This window comes from Candidatus Wallbacteria bacterium, from assembly GCA_028687545.1.
In the GTDB taxonomy this organism is placed as follows: Bacteria; Muiribacteriota; JAQTZZ01; order JAQTZZ01; family JAQTZZ01; genus JAQTZZ01.
Genome location: JAQTZZ010000012.1, coordinates 1 through 17,842 on the forward strand (window position 1 = coordinate 1; position 17,842 = coordinate 17,842).

At 48.0% G+C, this 17,842-nt stretch carries 11 protein-coding genes; 2 read left to right on the plus strand and 9 right to left on the minus strand.

What is annotated here, in order from left to right; translation table 11 throughout:
- The first annotated feature begins 139 nt into the window (after positions 1–139).
- A complete protein-coding gene (locus PHW04_07460; protein ID MDD2715713.1) occupies positions 140–1,117 on the plus strand; it encodes a hypothetical protein in 978 nt (325 codons plus the stop codon).
- Between the two features lies 1 nt (position 1,118).
- Positions 1,119–7,397 carry a hypothetical protein gene (locus PHW04_07465; GenBank protein MDD2715714.1) on the plus strand — a complete coding sequence of 2,093 codons (6,279 nt, stop codon included), beginning with the start codon at positions 1,119–1,121 and terminating at the stop codon, positions 7,395–7,397.
- A gap of 28 nt (positions 7,398–7,425) precedes the next feature.
- On the opposite strand, the gene PHW04_07470 is transcribed toward PHW04_07465, so the two are convergent.
- The 9 genes from PHW04_07470 to PHW04_07510 form a co-directional block, all read right to left on the minus strand.
- Positions 7,426–8,646 (minus strand): metal-dependent hydrolase, encoded by a 1,221-nt coding sequence (locus PHW04_07470; GenBank protein MDD2715715.1) that lies wholly within the window; start codon positions 8,644–8,646, stop codon positions 7,426–7,428.
- Positions 8,647–8,659: 13 nt separating this feature from the next.
- Positions 8,660–9,997: a tripartite tricarboxylate transporter permease gene (locus tag PHW04_07475; GenBank protein MDD2715716.1), complete on the minus strand. Its 1,338-nt coding sequence runs from the start codon at positions 9,995–9,997 to the stop codon at positions 8,660–8,662.
- A 4-nt stretch (positions 9,998–10,001) separates the two neighbouring features.
- The gene (locus PHW04_07480; GenBank protein ID MDD2715717.1) at positions 10,002–10,928 is read right to left on the minus strand and encodes a hypothetical protein; all 927 of its coding nucleotides are present in this window, start codon (positions 10,926–10,928) and stop codon (positions 10,002–10,004) included.
- Positions 10,925–11,560, minus strand: coding sequence for a hypothetical protein (locus tag PHW04_07485; GenBank protein MDD2715718.1), 636 nt, complete (start codon positions 11,558–11,560; stop codon positions 10,925–10,927). The genes PHW04_07480 and PHW04_07485 overlap by 4 nt, the downstream gene beginning before the upstream one ends.
- 356 nt (positions 11,561–11,916) lie before the next feature.
- Positions 11,917–13,122 carry a hypothetical protein gene (locus tag PHW04_07490; GenBank protein ID MDD2715719.1) on the minus strand — a complete coding sequence of 402 codons (1,206 nt, stop codon included), beginning with the start codon at positions 13,120–13,122 and terminating at the stop codon, positions 11,917–11,919.
- Positions 13,122–15,215 carry an urea transporter gene (locus PHW04_07495; GenBank protein ID MDD2715720.1) on the minus strand — a complete coding sequence of 698 codons (2,094 nt, stop codon included), beginning with the start codon at positions 15,213–15,215 and terminating at the stop codon, positions 13,122–13,124. Before PHW04_07495 ends, PHW04_07490 begins: the two co-directional genes overlap by 1 nt.
- A complete protein-coding gene (locus PHW04_07500; protein ID MDD2715721.1) occupies positions 15,202–16,566 on the minus strand; it encodes a diaminopimelate decarboxylase in 1,365 nt (454 codons plus the stop codon). Before PHW04_07500 ends, PHW04_07495 begins: the two co-directional genes overlap by 14 nt.
- A complete protein-coding gene (locus PHW04_07505; protein ID MDD2715722.1) occupies positions 16,563–17,594 on the minus strand; it encodes an ATP-grasp domain-containing protein in 1,032 nt (343 codons plus the stop codon). The genes PHW04_07500 and PHW04_07505 overlap by 4 nt, the downstream gene beginning before the upstream one ends.
- Positions 17,591–17,839, minus strand: a complete 249-nt coding sequence (locus PHW04_07510) for a PqqD family protein (protein MDD2715723.1) — start codon at positions 17,837–17,839, stop codon at positions 17,591–17,593. Before PHW04_07510 ends, PHW04_07505 begins: the two co-directional genes overlap by 4 nt.
- Positions 17,840–17,842 lie beyond the last annotated feature (3 nt).

A 17,842-nucleotide genomic window follows, 5' to 3' on the forward strand; every position in this document is an offset into this window, starting at 1 on the left:
TGTATAGGAATCGTCATACAGCCTCGATCTTCCCCTCAAACCCAAGGAAACTGCTGAGCTGGAGATTCCCCTACTCCGCACCAGCGGGACTTTTTCAGAGACAGGATTCATCGGCCTCTCCCAGGATCCTGTCCTGCAGGTGGAATGCCTGAAACACCCGGAAGAGATCGACGTCAAAGAGCTCAAGAATCCGCTGTTTGCCGGGCAGAGCGTTTTTTCAGCCTACAAATGGGATAATCCAGATGCACAACTCAGGCTCAGGCTGATCAAACCGGATTATGAAGCAGTTCCGGACTGCATTGTCAGATACGCCAAATTTCAAACCGTTTATACCCTGGACAGGCTCACTAAAAATCTCTACACCCTGTTCATACAGAACAACGGCCGCCAGTTCCTGCGCGTCCGCCTGCCGGATGCCTCCACAATCTATTCCCTTGAAATCAATGGTCAGAAGGAACGCTTTTCCAAGCCTGACCCGGATGGATACACTGCCTTCAAAATACCCCCACAATCCGAATCAACATATTCTGTGCTAAGGTTGCAGTTTGAAACAGCTGCAGCTGGAAGCGCTGGGCTGTTCGGAGGCTCCAGGCTGAAAAGCCCTGAGATCAGCGAAGTAAATGTGAGCCGGCTGGACTGGGAACTGTATCTGCCGAGCAGACTTTCATACCTCTGGTTCGGGGGCAACGCGGAGTCTGTAGGAGGCAGGTATTCTTACTATGATTCCGGTTATGAGCAGAAAGTGCGGCAGCAGTCGTTCCAGATCGATTCAGGCAGTCTTGAGACTTCCGGCAAGCGCTTCCTGTTCACCAGACTGGCATCCAGCGCAAATCTCTCGTTCCTGTATATTTCGGAAAAATTCTATTCTTTCCTCCTGTTTTTACTGTTCCTGGGTACTCTTTACTGGCTGTTCAGGCGGAAAGACTTGCGGCTCTCAATTAAAACCCTGCTGGCAGCATTGCTGCTTTCCTTTTTCTTTGACAAAAGGCTGGACTCGATCAAGTTCGTTCTGCTGGACATACAGGTGGCTTCAGCAGCTGTAATCGGATTGCTCCTCTTACACAGATACAGGGATCTCAGAAAATCGAATCCGGTAAAAAAGGAAGGTGCGGCCTGAAATGAGGTTCTTTCTTCTCTTACTTCTGGCAGCGCAGTTCATGCTCTGCGCCACTGACGAGACCATCATCTTCAACCATGTCCCGGCTTCAGCCTTTCACAGCCTGCTCTCTGAAGACACTAAAGGCATATTGCTCACCAGTGATGAATTCATGGATCTGCTGAATAAAGGGCTGAAAAACGAACCTGAAAAACAGCCTTTTCCCTATACACTCAACTATTCCATCTATTCCGGGAGATTCATCCCTGGCTCATCGCTGCTCCTGCTTGACGGGAGCCTGGAAATCAGGCTCTGCGAAAATGGTCCGGCTCTGATCCCATTTGAGAGCGAAAACGCGTTTTTCTCATCTCTCGATTCCAATGGCCCCTGGTTTGAAACGTCCGCTGAAATCAAATCCCTGGCTGTTGATGGATCCGGATCGTTCCTGCTCAAAGCCAGAGTTTTCGTGCCTGTGGAGTATAAAAACGGCTTCATCCGGACCAGATTCCGCCTGCCGCAATTCAACGCCGGCGCAGTCTGCCTGACCTTCCCCTTTCCTGTGAAATGTGGCTCAGAGGACCTGCCATCCTGCGAGAAAATACTGGATCTTGACGGTTCGGCGGGTTACGAATTCATCCCTGAAACCAGAGTCGAGTCAGAAAGCATATCAGTGTCCCAGGAGATCAAACTGGAACTTTCAGAGTCCGAACTTCTGGAACGGATCGACTACAGTTTCTCTTGCTCTGGAACCGACGGGCTGATTCTTTCAATCCCTGCAGGCTGCTCTGCTGAAATGCACAGTTCATTTGCCTCATCCTCGAATCTTGAAAACAGCAGTCTGATCATCAGTTTTCCAGTCAGGATGAAAGAAGGAAAATTTCAAATCCTGCTCAGGCAAAACCTGAATCCTGGTGGGATCACAGTTCAAGGCATTGAAACAGAAAGCGCAATCATCGAATCCGGGACCATCTATTTCATGAAAAACGAATTTGCTCCGCTGCTCACTGGAACTTCCGGGCTTGATACCATCGAGTCAGCCGACGAACTCTGCTATGCTTTCAATCAGAATCGCTGGTGTCTCTCCTTCTTGCCTCAGAAATATCCTCAGAATCTTACAGAAATCCTTGATCTGAATCTCTATCTGACAGATCAGAAAACCTATTTCCAAGGAAAGCTCACAGTCAGTTCTGATTCCGGATTTTACTCCTGCGGGCTTGGCTGCGACCCTGCCTGGAACCTGACTCTGGTTCCGGAAGACAGCCTTGAATGCTGCTTCACGGACGAGGGGAACGGCAGACTCAGAGTGGAACTGCCGGTCAAATCAAAATCAATCAGTTTTCAGTTTTCTGGCGAACGGACAGGTGCAAGTACTGAAAACATACCTGTAATCCTGATCAAAGAAGGGATAGTCAAGGGAAGTATCAATCTAAGGCCTGATCCGGAAATTTCAGTTTCTCTCGCGAATTTCTCAGGTCTCAAATTCGATCCAGCAGGGTTGAATTATCAAATTACCGGTCCCTATTCCGGTACCCTGCAGCTGTCCCGCGAACAGCCGCAGATCACAGCGATCTTTGTGAGGAGCCTGCTGTTTTCCGAAACAGTTCAGGAAAAAATCACTGTCTTTACCGAGATCAGGAATAATTCCATCAGATCCCTGCAGGTTTCCTTTCCCGGGCATCCAGCCAGGATCAGGGTGACAACTGAGCATAAGGAAATCAGTTTCGATTCCAGTGAGAATTCCACGCTCTGCACAGTCACCTTCAATCAAAGCCTGAGCGGAGCCCAGGAGATCTCTTTCGAACTCGAACACAATACCCTCGATGCAGCTGTCTTTTCAGGAATCAGCTGCCCGGCTGCAGTTACTTCTTCGGGTTTCATCTCAGTCTATTCAGGCCGCAGCAGTGATTTTTCCATAAAAAACAGCGGACTGCTGGAAATCGACCCTGACGAGGTACCTGACTGCGGGCATTTCAGAGAGCGCTGCCTCGCTTCCTTCCGTTACGGAAATCCCAATTACACGCTGTCTGTATCGCAGAAAGAATTCGGAAAAAATCCCAGATCAGCAAAGGGATTCATAAACAAACTGGACCTCTCGACTGAACTTTCCACAGCACGTTTCTTCACTCAACTCTGCACACTGGATCTGTCGGCTGCAGGGATGCAGTTCCTGAAACTCAACCTGCCAGACCAGAGCCAGATCCTGTCTGCTCAGGTGGAAGGGGAAAGCGTCAAGGCAATGTGCGAAGAGGGTTCACTCCTGCTGCCGCTCTCTGATAAAGCCGAACAGAAAATTGAATTGCTCTATAGATCGCCTCAGAGGGGATTCTGCGACCTGAAAATTCCATTCCCCAAGTTCAAAGTGCCTGTGGTTACAACTGATTTCAGGCTGTATCTGCCTGAAAAATACAGAATGCTGGGTTTTTCAGGTATGTATAAATCTCAGGCCATGATTCACCCTGATCCAATTCTTTACTGGTTGATTATTAATATCAGACTATTACTGATACCTTTTGTGGTGATTTTTCTTGCAGTTTTACTGTTTAATTTTTTCAGAACTAAGAATTGGCGGTTCGATTGGTCAACTCTACTTTTGAAACTAATGTTAATAATAGCGGTGACTGGAATTCTAGCGGCGATTGCTGTCCCGAATTTCACTAAGGCACGTGTAAAATCTAAGCAGAAAGTGTTAGAAGCCACACAGAGAAACAACCAGTTTCAAGAAGAGATCAAATCCCTGTCTAATGCTCCTGTCACCCAGATGCCTGCTGATGCCGGGCAAGACAGAGAAATTGAAAAAAAAGTCCTGGCTGAACCCCAGCTGGAAATGGACAAGAAGCCTGGTGTAAAGGATGAAGAATCCCAGCTCAATGTTCAGGAAGGAGCGGCGGGAACTTTCTCCAATGTCGAGCAGAGCACTGAACAGATGAAGCCTGTTCCTGCGAAACCAAGGACGCCAATGCCTAAACCTGAGACAAAACGCAAAGGGCAGTTCTCGCTGCCGGTCCAGTTTGACCCTCAAGGCAGATTATATTCCTTCTCCATTGATAAGCAGCCGGAAAAACTCAACATATATGCCTGCAGAAATCGATTGCTCTCTCTGCTCGGAATGATCGGGCTGCTCTGCACCTTTTTCCAGGCGCTCAGACTGGAACTCAGGCAGAATCTCCTGTTGCTTTTATTGTTTCTCGTCTTCCCGATGATAATTCCTACTTTTGCCAATCAGCTCTTCAATTTTGCAGCAGGAGGAGTATTGACAGGAATGCTGGCAGTAAAATGCAGAACTCCGGCCAGGTTGATTCCATTCGCGCTCTTCTTCGCTCTGCTGATCTTTGGCTATGCCCTGTCTGCAGCGGAATACCTTATCCCTTCAGACGATATTCTGAATCACAGTCAGGACAGCAGAATTTATCTTGACCGGGAACAGTTTCTGAAGCTCTATCATGCCGCCTATCCAGAAGACCGGAAAACCGAAGACCCGCGGCCGGAACTGGTTTTCTCAAATCAGAAATATGAGCTCACTGTCTCTTCAGGCAGCGCCCAAGTGAAATATTCAGGAAATATCCTATCTACCAGGCCGGGTTTTACTAAAGTCAGGCTCAGGCTTCACAGTCTGAATCTCAGTTCACTCCTGCTGGACGGAAAACCAGCGGCTGCTGAAGGAGAAAACCTGCTGCTGTCCAAACCTGGAGCATACAAGCTTGAACTCAGCTTCTCGGTTTCCCTTGCTTCATCCGGAAACGACTCCAGCTTGAATTTCCCGGCAGTCACTGACAGTACCGCACTCTGCGAACTCGATTGCGGTCGTTTTATCCCCAGGTTTGACGGGAAAGCGTTTCAGAGGGATGGGGAAAGCTATTTCTTTTTTACTGAAGGAGAAGGCTTCAGCCTGGTACTGCAGGCTCAGGATATTTCCCAAAAAACAGTCAACACTGAAACAATCTGCAGCGTGGAAATCGGAGTGAACCGCATTTTCGGGAAATTAGCCGGTACTCTTAAAAATGCGTCCGGAAAGATCAGCCTGGTACTGCCGGAAAACTCCAGAGTCAGCTCTGCCGGCTCTCCAATGTTCGAACAGTGCAATCAAGCCGGCCGTACACTGGAAATTTCGATTTTCCCCGGTGCAGGAGAAGAGATTCCCTTCAGTCTCGATTATGAGCAGGAGAAGAAAGAAATACTGCCGCTGCCGATACCTGTTTTCTCCACCATTGAGACCTGTGGCAGGATCTCCTTCAGAACCCGTTCCTCAGAAAAACTCAGTTTCGAATCCCTGAAAAACATGCAGCGGATCGATTCAAACGATCCTGCTGAAACCGTTTTTTCATATTCCAGGCAGACTCCGTCCGGAAATTTGAAAATCAGGGAAAAATCGCCTGAAACAGAGACCACTTGCAGGGTGCAGGTATCCATTTCCAAAGCTAAAATCGAATCACAGTCTGATCTCGAAATCAGAAATCCTCCTGCCTTAACTAGGATCAAGATCCCGGAAGGCTTCAGGCTGATCAGACTTTCAGGGGCCAGTTACCTTGAAAATTCAGGAGAAATCCAGGTTTTCAGGAATAAGAATCCTCTCTGCCTGACACTTTTACTGGAATCAGCCTATGCGGACAGCATGGAAATCTGGGGACCAGGACTTTCAGGTCTGACAGATTCCACTCTGAGTGTAGCTGTTTCAGAAGAACTGGAACCCAGAATCATTGATACAACCGGCCTGTTTCAGAAAAAAAACGACACGAACGCTGAATTCGAGATCAGATCCGACGATTTCAGGATCGTTTATGAATTCCGGACACGGCCGTCTGCGCTGGATTTCATCTCAGTCTGTCACCTGAAGCTCAGAAACGAGGGAATCTCCTTCAGCGGCCTCCTGAATTTTACACCCAGCATTTCACCGGTATCCGAGCTTGGATTCAACCTGCTGCTGCCTGAAACGGCCCGCCCCCTGATCGTATGCGAAGAGGCCAGGGAAAAATCCGTCAGATACGAGGGCGGCTCATTCGAGATTTCGCTGAAACTCAAGCAGCCGATGCTCTCTCCTGTCCGCATCACAGTAAATGCTGATCTGAAGCAGGAAGAGGACCTCATTTTCCCGAAAATCTTACAGGATCTGACTGGCAGGGAAAAGAATTTCCTGCTGCTGGAAAATGACTCGGGGATGGAATTAGCCAGGAAAACCTGCACAAATCTTGAAGAAACAAGCAGCATCCCCTTCCTGCCTGAAGGACTTTCCCAAAATCGCATCTATCAGAGTTACGTCTCATACGGAAAAGACTGGGATCTTTCATATACTGTCAGGAAAATCGAGAGTGCGGTGCTGGTCAAAGCATCAGTGCTCTGGGCCAGTCTCAACACATTTATGGACGGATCAGGATATTCGCTCAATAAGGTTTCTTATAAAATCCGCACGAGCTCGCTGCAGTATTTCAGGCTGAAGCTCCCCAGGCTCGCCATACTCTGGCAGGTCCGCGTCCAGGATCACTCAGTGCAGGCGGCCCGGGACTCTGAAGAAAACCTGATCATCCCTCTTGAAAAAACCTCAGCCGGATCAATGGATCAGATGCTGGAGCTGACCTATCAATGCCGCCAGACGGTTTTTCCCTGCCTGCTTTCCCTGAGACCGCCAGTGATCATGGAAAAACTGGATATAGCCAAGACCTTCTGGACTGTCACCCTGCCGTCAGACCGCTGGTACCTCAGATTCTCAGGTAATCTGGAGAGAGCCGGCGAATCGGAAGGGGATGTGGAATATCTGCGGGAACTGGTGGACGAGATCCGCAATGTCCGCAGCGCTCAAAATTCTGAAAACCTGGCTGTTCAGAACCGGGCCCGCGAAAACCTGTCGATTCTTCAGGGAAAGCTGGACCTGGGGTATTCTAAAGTGACTTCTGCACAGATAGGAAGCAAAGGTTATTCAGTGCTCAAGGATGCGGACGAAGAGCGACAGAAACTGGCTTCTGAAAACACCGGAGACTCGAATCAACAGCAGAAAATGGACCAGATCTTTTCCCAGAATCTGATGCAGAATCAGACAGCCTGGTCCGGAAAAGATCAACCAAAAAAGCAGTCCGGCATGGAATTCCAAGGATTTGCCTCCAGAAAAAGAAAAACAGTGGAACAGAAATTCGAGATAGCAGAAGGCAATCTGATCAAGCTGCCTGACAATGGGAAAAAGTTTTACTTCAAAAAAATCGGCGAAACACCGAGACTGCGGGCGACCTTCCTGAGTCACGATCTATTGCGGCTGATCCTAGCGCTTCTCTTCCTCGGTGCAGTCATCAGATTCTGGAGGAGGAAGGCAGATTGAAACAGGCAGACTCAAGTCCGTCCTTTGGTTATGAATCCGCCTGATCTCCGGCATAGCTTGAAATCTCAAGCGTTTCTGTCGCCTCGTAATCCTTTCGTTTCTGTTCACCAAGGTAGCTCCATTTAAGCAGTCGGAAAAGAAGGTAGGGGATAAGAATCCAGTAAGTGGTGTAATTGGCGAGCGAAACCAGGTAATAGTTCCAGGAGGCGAACCCGCCTGCAATTTCTGAAGCCCAGTGCATGGTAAAGGCCGGTTCAGGTGCGCGTGAATTCAGGTTCCAGACAAGTGTGGCTATTGCAAGCCAGTTGGTGTAAATATTCGACATTGGGGAAGCGGCTGTGGTCAATTTCATTCCCACTGAACGGTCTTTAGTGAAGGGATAAAAAAGGTTTGAACCCAGAAATCCGGTCTGGTCCTCGATGATATGCGTCCAGAACGCCAGAATCGAGATAAAGAATGCTGCAATCGCCCCCGGAGTAAAAAAGCCACCAACATTCCCGGAGAAAAGTGCGTTCCAGTCCGCGAACAGCGCTAATCCAATCGGCCCCATAAGTGTTCCTACAGTAAGGCTGTGCGACCAGCGGCGATGCCAGGGTATAAAGTCAATTCTGACTTTATTTTTCCCGGGAACGAATTCAAAGTCAGGTCCTGAGAAAATTCCGACTTCAGTCTCTGCATAATATGTATTGATCACATCTGCCTTGAATTTGGCTGTATAAAATGCGTTTTCTCCAGGAGCAGTTTCCTGTAGGCAGGGAACAATCTTATAGATATTCTGGAATGTTTTAGCAACACCATGCTTACTTATCGATTCTTTTACCAGACTAACATCCGGCATGTATTCAAGCTTTTCCATCACCTGGCTCATGGTCTTCAAAGGACCGATCAGACATGTGACTTCTTTATTCACTTCGTCTACGAATACAAGATATGTCCTGTAATATGAGGAAGACAATCGAATGATGTCCATCCTGAGAGTGACGGACTTGCCTGTTTCTGCCGCCTCATCGATAGCAGCTGCAACTGCTTCAGCCGGAACCCTAGGATTCAGGTCGTTCTCATTGATGCGCACAACATGCTGATAATTCCAGAAGTATCTGGCGAATCGAAAATCCATGGTGTCAGGCAAGACTCCGAATGCTCCGCCTAAAGGAAGCAGAAATCCTTTTGTGGCGAATACAGAATTTATTGCCTCTGGAAAACAGGAGGCGATTGCAACTCCGCTTATAAAATGGGTAATTCCTTTCAAGATGCCCCCTATATCAATAAATACCTAGGAAATGCGCTATTTTCGGGCCGATTCCAGCCATATTCAGACAGATGGGAACAAGAAGAACCGCCAGGAGACTGATCCGTCTTGTATGCCACATGTTGGGGACAATTCCCAGCATGGTAGAAACAGTAAGGATGATCAGACCCTGCCAGCTGGTGATCCAGGCAGTCAAGCCGACAAGTATAATCAAACCGATCAATGAAAACACCTTGTAGTCGAATTTATGCACAAGCCAGATGCAGAGCCTAGAAAATGGTGCCAGCAGCAGAAACGAAAATCCTCCGATAAAAGCAATAATGCCGCAGACAAGCAGAAACTGTTCAGTGGTTTCGGGGACAAAGAACAGGCTGATATTGATGGCTGCCCCACCGCGCCGCATATAAACGCCAGGCAGGAAAAACAGCAGCAGAGCTCCTACATAATATAGAAGCCTTGCAGTTCCTCCACCGATCAGGAACTGCCTGTCTCCGCTGGAACAGGTAAGATGCCCGCTGAGAAGCAGCGCAGGTCCGGGAGTCATACCCGGATTGAGGCTTGCAAAGGCACCAGCCACAAAACCGGAAATTCCGCCCCTGGCAATGTCAATCTTGCGAACCTGTATACTCTGGCAGGCATGCTGTACAGGAACTCTGGTTCTGGTAACAAACGTCATGATAAAGGAAGGCACTGAAAACAGTCCGACAAAAACAGGCATCAGGGACTGGAAGGAGCTTTCCACTGGGACCAGGGTACGGAAGAAAATAAAAATTCCCAGGATTCCTGCAGCAAAAAAAGTGAAGTAACCCATCAGAAGCTGGACCCATCCGTCCTGAAAACGCTGTTTTGGATCAGCACCGACTCCATGATCTTTGGGCCATTCTGTCATCAGTATAAATACAATCACTACCGCTAAAATCCAATAATGGTGCGGTTGAATCAGTTTAAGCACTGTGGAAATCGGTCCTGAAAGGATTGGAATAAGGATTGTGATCACGAAAAGTCCCAGAAGTCCACCAATTCCCCCAAGCATGACAGCTTCATGTCCTCGTCCTTCGAGAAGAAATCTTTCATGAGGCAGCATTATCGAACGAAAGGATTCATCATTAGGCTGGAAATACTGGGAAGAAACGGTAAACAGCATCGAAAATCCAACTACCATTCCAAGCATGAACGATGTCAAAACCATAGGGTCAGTACCGGCAAACATGTTAACTGCTGTAAACGTAAAAAGCATGGTAATTGCAATCACATTATAGATATGCAGCCCGGGGATCAGCGAAACCGCAGCAGCAATGATCATCCCGATAAGAGATGCGAGTATCGACATGAACACCATAGTTGAAGTCATTTTCTTACTCCTCCCGCCAGGGGGTTACGGCATCGCGGTCTCCCTTGTCTGTCTTGATTTCCCAATAGCCTCCATCTGAGTAAAAAGTAAAAGTCCCCCTGACAGATACAAGATCACCTTCAGAATACTGTTCGGGTTTTATTCCGAAAACCAGGAAATTCTGGGGCGGATCCGCATCAGGATCGGAAATTTCAATTATGTACTTCTCACGGCATTTGACGATTCGGGATTTTTTCACCAGGACCGCCTTGTCACGCCAGGATTCAGCATTAGCAAGAAGTTCTGTCACAGTAGCCGGAGCATAGGCGATTCCGCCAGCCGACATAGTATGGCCAATGATTTTTATAAACTGCTGTGAAGAAAGATTGAGGACTCGATATCCGGGTCCGGCATAAAGAGAAGCTGATAACTCCACCAGATCTCCGTTTTTGGGAAGGTTACCGCTGTTTTTCAAAGCTGTTCCATTTTCACCCTCAGCCTTCAGCCTTATCACATTCTGATCATTGTCACTCCAGTCGACGGTTCCATCGGTCTTAAGTCCTCGGAGAGTCAGGCTGACGGAAGTGTTCCTTTTGTATTTATCCAGATTTGTATATGCAGCAGTCACCAGTCCCTTAACCCTCACTCTTTTAAAATTCATCGTTTCGTTCAGTGAGAAAATCGGAATAAACACTGGCTTGTATGTAAGAGCCAGAAAAAAGTAAAAAAAACCGAGGCAGACCAGGAAATATCCAAACCAGTAAAAATTCCTGACTGGAATCCGGGAACTTCTCAGTGCACCGCAATATATGCAGGACTGACGCTCAGGCCCCAGAAAACGGCCGCAGCTTTCACAGTTTTCCTTCGAAAATCTGTCATGTGGAATAGTAATCTCATTCTGAGCAGATGTCTCAGGATTCATTGTCAAATCTCCGCTGCTTTCAGTATTCATTGCACCTTCCTGATGTCTTCAGGCATGGCTACTGCAATCGAAAATCCGGCATTTTTGCCGCGCTCAGGCACAGGGACGCCGGAAATTCTTGTCAGATCACCTGACTGCGGCATTCCTTCCCAGGTTCCTGCTCCTTCGGAGATTCCAAGCGCATCCAGGACACCGCCCGGAAGATAGGCCAGGATTGTGCCACCTGAACCGTCATCGATCATGAATTCCATCCTGAAGCGGTTGTAAGCCGAAGAAATCAATTTTCCCTCTATCAGAATGCCTTCGGTCTGTGTTTCGTCTTTACTCAGCAGTACACTGATTTCACTGCTAGCCGTAACTGTATCAGGCCGTTTTCTGGAAATCGTAAGACCATAGGTTGAACCGAGAATCAGCGACTCACTCCTGCCCCTTGATTGAAATGTTCCATGGATCACTACTTTATCGCCGATTGCAGGGATCTTTCGTTCTTTTATCAACTCACGGGTTGCATCGTCATAGCAGCGGACTTTAATCACTTCAGTTCCATCATCAACCTGAAATTCAAGGGAACCGCCTGCCTCTTCCCCGCCCCGGGTAGCTTTGTAATATCTGAGGTCTCCGGAAACAGCACCTTCAACAATGACTTGGGCGTAATTATTCATCTGTCCCAGTTCAGCTACCTTGACCCTAGGATTGTCTATGTACCGGGCCAGTATGAACAGGAATAAAATTCCCAGAATTGTCGCGATCGGAGATCCATATTTAAGGATGCGGACCGACAGGCGCTTGGCATTAAAATGCCTGCAGAAAGGACATACTTCACAGGCTCCTACGTAACGCCCGCACTTCTGGCATTCGCATTCAGACCTGTTCTGGCTGTATACGAGATTTTCAACATCGGCTGGTAGTTTGATCTGTTTCTCCTGCCCGGATCTCCGGTAGAATAATTTTATACGGTCACTATAACAAAAACCGGATCATTTTGTCAAAATGGCAATACTGGTTTTAACCTGTCCGCTCAGTCTCTTGAAAATATCTTGAGAAACGCGCTCAGGATATTATCCGGATTGGTCATGATTTCCCTGGCAAAGATCAGAAGCGGCACTATCATAGTGGAACAGAAGGTGGAGAGCATTTTGACGTCATAAGGCCAGGTCGGCATGTGGCAGATGTGTTCATATATCTTTGACAATTTCTGATGTGAATCGTAGATCTCGTCACCGTCCTGGTTGAACATCTCGGAAATGCTGTCTGTGTCAAGCACCCGCTTCATGAGCTTACAGTTGATTTCAGAATATTTGCTCGACAGGCTCTGCAGAAGATGAAGCTTTGCAGCCGACATGGCTCTGTGGGCTTCCAGGAGCGGCAGAAAAAACACGATGCAGATCAGCATCATCACCAGGATCCCGCCTGTGACAAGGGGCCAGTTAAGGCCGTGTGTGATATAGAGCGCGATCAGGAAGAGGAGGGAGATCGCGATCGTATAATTGAGTTTGAGAGCCAGTACACCCAGCTTTCCCATCCCTCCCGCATTGTCAGGGTGGAGTGGATTGACTGAGAGGGCGTTTTCCATTCGCACAGCCATGAAAATGCCATTCAAAGACCTGATCATGAGAAGCAGCTTTTCCACAATCAGCGGTGTGAATATTCCCCAGAAAACCAGGTAGAATAAACGCATGGCAAACCAGCCAAAGGGATAGTTCAAGGTATCGTAACTGTCCTGGCCGAAGACTTGAACATAGATCCCTATTTCAGATGTGAGCTTGGCATTCACCAGTACAAGGCAAATTCCTACTGCCAGAAAAAAGTAATGGTAAAATCTGTCTCTTCTGCACTGAACAAACCCTCTGCAAAGCAGATTTTCCAATTTTTTCCCGAGTTTGGTCTGGGCTCCATCTGCATCAGTCAGCTTTTCCCTGTCGATCAGATCCCGGATGCCTGACAAAAAGTCATGATATTCGATCAAAGCCGTAGCAAAACAAATCACCAGCAGCGGGAAGAAAAAGAGAAATGAGAGATTTCCGAGGTGATAGCACAGGCTTACTCCTTTGGAAGCCGGCAGAGTGAAAAGAGTGCCGTCAAGCATTGCTCCCAGAAAAACCATCAGACTCGGGAGATAAAGCAGTATCAGCGGCCTGCGCCAGTCAATGAATCCTTTCCTCATTCTAAAGACAAATCGAAAAACTCTGTCCTGAAGCAGAGAATAGGTGACAGGCTCACTCATCATACCTCCTCGCCAGGTTTTCTAAGCAGCATCTCCAGTTCTTTCCTTCCGTCCATGAACACAACTTTCTTGAATCCGCATCTATCATCCAGCAGTACCTGAGTCTGGATTTTTCTGCCCTGGAAAGCGATATTGCCTTTGATGCTGAATGGAGCATTGAAGGTGTAAGTGCCGGATATTTCAAAAAGCTCGTGGTTAAGCGAACTGATAGCCCTGCAGATGCCGCTTGTGAGCTTGCCGGCAACAAGTTCCAGCGGCAGATGATCCTGCCAGCTGACTTCCGGTCTGTAAAAAAGTGGAAGCTTGGGCAGCGCTAGGAACAAGAACTTTAAGCTGGACTCGCTTTTGAAAAAATAATTATAAAAAATGAAAATCCGCTCCCTCAGGACAAAATAAAGCCTGTTTTTCTCGTCCGTCAGATAAGTGGCACCTGCCTCGTCCATTCTCACGGTATATTTCTCAATTCTGGAAGGTTTTCCCTTTTCGTTCACCTGGTAGATGAATGATTTTCCCAGAATGAAATTCACTTTCTGAGACAGGTTTTTCTCAGCAATGACAGACTCGATGTCTGATCTTTCCGGAGGGATCGCATTATCCCGAAATACAGTGTTATTCCCAATGAATGCATCGAAAAGAAAAGAGGCAGTGCCTGAAAACAGATCAGGAGTAAGCTGCGCCTGGATATGGACATGGGGCTGGGGTGAATACCCGGAATTTCCGCAGAATCCAAGCAGATTTCCGACTTCCACCCAGTCTCCGGGTTCCACCAGGATCGAGCCTGAGGCGAAATGGGCGATCAGCACATAGAATCCCCTCTCATCATACAACTGCACAAAATTACCGTAGCTGCGCTCGCTGTCTACTATGGCCGGTGAGTTATCTGGAATATCCTTGACTATCGAAACCACTTTTCCTCGGACAGGTGCATAGATCGGCTTGCGATAGGCATAAAAATCGCTCAACGCAGTTCCCAGACCGGAAAAAGTTGTGCCACGCTCGTCCCTGATCACCAGATCAATGGAATTCTTCAGCATGCCTTGATGGGTCCATTCACCATCAAAAGACTGCCAGATGGTCCATTTCCCTAAAACAGGAAGGCTGATTACTCTCCAGTGACGGGGAAATCTCTTGCCATAGGTAATATAATAAGAGAGGGTGCGCTCAGGGGAACCGGAATAGTAAAGTGTGGATAGGTACTTGAATCCCGAATACCCCAGGGTATACAGGAAGATCAGCACAGTCGCATTGAAAGGCAGTGTAAAGACTGGAAATCCGGAAGCCAGGTAAAACAGTCGCGCTGATTCATAAATCGGGATTGAAACAAGCACTGCAAATACAGCCAGAAGATAACTGGTGATGGAAGGAACCAGAAAAATTCCACCGATCGCCATAGCGATCAGGATGTAGTTGAAAGCATAGAAATCCAGAAAAGAGTCGTTCAGAGACCCGTTCAGCAGATACTCCATCCCGGAACCGGTGAAATAACCGGTAACTGCAAGAAAAGCCAGAATCCGCGAATGGATGAAGATCAGCAGAAAAATCAGACAGCCGATCGCAGGGGACGGTGAAAAGAACAGCCCCCCGAGCGCGGTAAAAAATCCCCTGATAACCAGTGGAAGGTCACTGCCCCATGTCAGATACTGAGGCGACTGGATTGCTTGTTCGACCAGGGAAGGATATCTGATGCCGAGCTGGCACATCAGGCCTCCTACCACTACAAATGGCAGACTCAGTACAGGCAGTTTATGACGGACGGCCAGGATACCGGACAGGGCATAAGTGGCTAGAAAAGAGAGGATCCCTGCCAAAAAAATCAGGGGCAGGGAAAAAAGTCCTGATTTGAAGACCTCTCCCAGATACATCCCTACCAGCAGCGGATTGTAAAGATATGCGCTGGAGCTGTCAAAAATGTTGCTGAGATTGATCAGCCTGGCAAAAAGGACAGAAGATAAAACACAGAACAGACCCGCAAGGCCGGCACGAGGGTTGAGCAGCGAACAAGCCAGCAGCATGAATCCCAGGAAAGGTCCATCCAGAAGGTAAACTTCAGCGTAACTTTTCAAGACAGGCAAAAAAATCTTACTTACTTTCATCAGTTAATCTCAGCCTGTCCGGTATTCTCTCCAGTCTCACTATATCTTGCAGCGTCTCGGCTTCTCTGATCAAATCAATTTCTCCGTTCCTTCCGATCAGCAATGAGGCAGGCCTGTATCTGATGAACTGCATGGACTGAGTTTGATTGTATGCACCGACTGGAGACAAAACCAGTTTTGTCCCGCGGGGCAGGGACGGCAGGTAAGTATGCTCATCCACCAGATCAATATTCATGCAGAGCGGTCCATACAGCACACTGGGTACATTAGGACCCGGAACTTCACTGGTCAGTTCAATGTTGAATTTATACCAGTTGGAAGTGAAAAGGATATTGACTCCGGCATCCAGCACATAGGCTCTCAGTCCTCCTGGCAGCGTCTTGGCCGCATGCACTGAAGTGATTAAAAAGCCGGCTTCATCGATGATGTATCTTCCTGATTCCAGAATCAGCCTGGGGGGATTACGTTTGAATTTTTTCAGAATTTCCCCTGTAATCTCTTCTGCGTAAGTCTCGATCGAAGGAACTGCAAGTTCAGGCGGCAGATAGATCCCCTTTAACCGGCTGCAGGAAGGAAAACCGCCTCCCATGTCAATGTATTCAATGCTGACTCCAAACTCCTTTTCACAGTGATGCAAAAAATCGCATAGTTTCCTGGCCGCGATCCCATAGGCTTTCTGCTCCAGAATGAAAGTCCCCAGATGGCAGTGCAGGCCGTTGATCTGGATTTTTCTGCCGCTCCTGATACGCTTCATAGCCTGCTGAGCCTGGCCGTTTTCCAGGTTGAAGCCGAAGCGGGTCCACTGGGGGGATATTCCGGCGTCCAGATTGATACGCAGCCCTGCCTGCACAGTTTTTCCAAGATCGGCTGCTGTCTTTTCCAGATCCTGGATTTCTTCATAATGATCAAGATTGATTCTGCCGCCCCCCAGAACAACTTTTTTCAAGGTATCGACCGGTTTATAGGGACCGTTGAAAATAATCCGGTTGGACGGTACTCCAATCCTGAGGGCTTTATCATATTCAAATTCCGACACCACTTCAGCTGATTCGCCTTCCTGATGCAGGATGCAGCAGATGGCATCCAGGTAATTTGTCTTGTATGACCAGCTGAACTCCACATCCGGATAGCGGGTGGTGAAGGCATTGGCAAAGGTCCGGTAACGGTTGCGGATCGTATTTTCCGAAAAAACGAACAGCGGGGAACCGAATTTCTGCACCAGTTCTTCAATTTCCACGCCCTCAATCCGGCTGCGGATTTTTTTCAGACAGGCCGTGGAGGGTGTGCCGAATTTATTAGTCATTCCGGTCTGGAGCTTTTGGATCACCGGTTTTTCGTACTTTTTCTTCATGCTTCTCCCCTGGTTGCCATTTTCTGAAAAAGATCCATGTCGCAAATCAGTTCATCAGTATAGCGCACAAAAAGCTTACCCGCCTCATAATCGGATCCCCTGTCAACATCTTTGCCCATCGCAGTCAATAGAAGCCGATACGGCAGATTGATCCCCAGGGCTGTGGCAAAATAAACCCAGGCCGGGAAACGGGGATTGATCTCTATCAGATAGACATCATCATTCTGAACTATGCATTCCAGTTCAAACCCGCCTCTCCATTTAAATTTCTTGACAAATTTCCGGGCTGCTTCAAGCATGGGCTCGTTTTTAACCGATACAGCGGTCCAGATCTTACCCTGGGCAGTGACAGTGAGCTTTTTCAGTCCTACCAGCCCCAGACTGCCGCCTTCGCCGTCTCCCAGGCCGATCACATTCATTTCTTCTCCGTTAACGGCTTTCTGGACCAGCACCGGATATCCCCATTCTGCAACCAGCGAGTCAAAACTCTGAAGGGCCTGCTGATAATGATGGCATCTGTATGCGCGATAAAAAATTCCCTTGACAAGCAGGGGAAAGCCGATCTCTGATACGGCTGAAATGAATTCCTCAAGTGATTTTGCCACTCTGGTGTTCGGATACTCGATCCCGATGCAGTCAGCGACTTCTACCAGCTTGTCCTTGGCCCGCAGGTCATAGTGTTCCTTGTCCGGGAGAAATGTACGGATCCCTGCTTCTGCGAGTTGTTCCTTTGATTCAATATACAAGGGTAATTCCGAATCCAGGGCTGAGATCACCAGATCAAGGCCGTAGTTTTCCTTGATATACATGAGGCGATTCAGATAAGGCTCTCTTCCACCGGAAGGATAGGGCATCAGAAATGATTTTTCGATGAAATCCCGCAAGTAAATCCCGGGTTCCAACGCATCATAGGCCAGACCAAAACATTTCACTTCACTGTCGATTTCAAGTATACTGCGGACGATTCCGAAACCAGGCCCAGGATTATCTGCGGTATTGATCCCTGAAACCCCGCAGATCAACTTCATTTGTCCTCCAGAAATCCGCAGCGCTTCAAATCGTCCATGAAAGAGGTCAAATCTGCTTCGGCTTCCTGACGGGAAACCTCGTACTCTCTGACAAGCCAGGAAATGATGAGTATCTTTTTAATCCCCTGCCTGAGTTTTTCTACAATCAGAAGCCCGACGGAATTGAGCGTATAACTGTTGCCTGTCTCGGAATCAAAGATAAAACCGTCAGGACTGATGGTGAGGCGGTTGATTTTACGGGTCACAGT

Excerpts from the sequence above, each read along its gene's own strand:
- PHW04_07495 (MDD2715720.1), bottom strand. The coding sequence starts at position 15,215 with ATGAAAGTAAGTAAGATTTTTTTGCCTGTCTTGAAAAGTTACGCTGAA.
- PHW04_07475 (MDD2715716.1), bottom strand. The coding sequence starts at position 9,997 with ATGACTTCAACTATGGTGTTCATGTCGATACTCGCATCTCTTATCGGG.
- PHW04_07465 (MDD2715714.1), top strand. The coding sequence starts at position 1,119 with ATGAGGTTCTTTCTTCTCTTACTTCTGGCAGCGCAGTTCATGCTCTGC.
- PHW04_07480 (MDD2715717.1), bottom strand. The coding sequence starts at position 10,928 with ATGAATACTGAAAGCAGCGGAGATTTGACAATGAATCCTGAGACATCT.
- PHW04_07505 (MDD2715722.1), bottom strand. The coding sequence starts at position 17,594 with ATGAAGTTGATCTGCGGGGTTTCAGGGATCAATACCGCAGATAATCCT.
- PHW04_07485 (MDD2715718.1), bottom strand. The coding sequence starts at position 11,560 with ATGAATAATTACGCCCAAGTCATTGTTGAAGGTGCTGTTTCCGGAGAC.
- PHW04_07500 (MDD2715721.1), bottom strand. The coding sequence starts at position 16,566 with ATGAAGAAAAAGTACGAAAAACCGGTGATCCAAAAGCTCCAGACCGGA.
- PHW04_07490 (MDD2715719.1), bottom strand. The coding sequence starts at position 13,122 with ATGAGTGAGCCTGTCACCTATTCTCTGCTTCAGGACAGAGTTTTTCGA.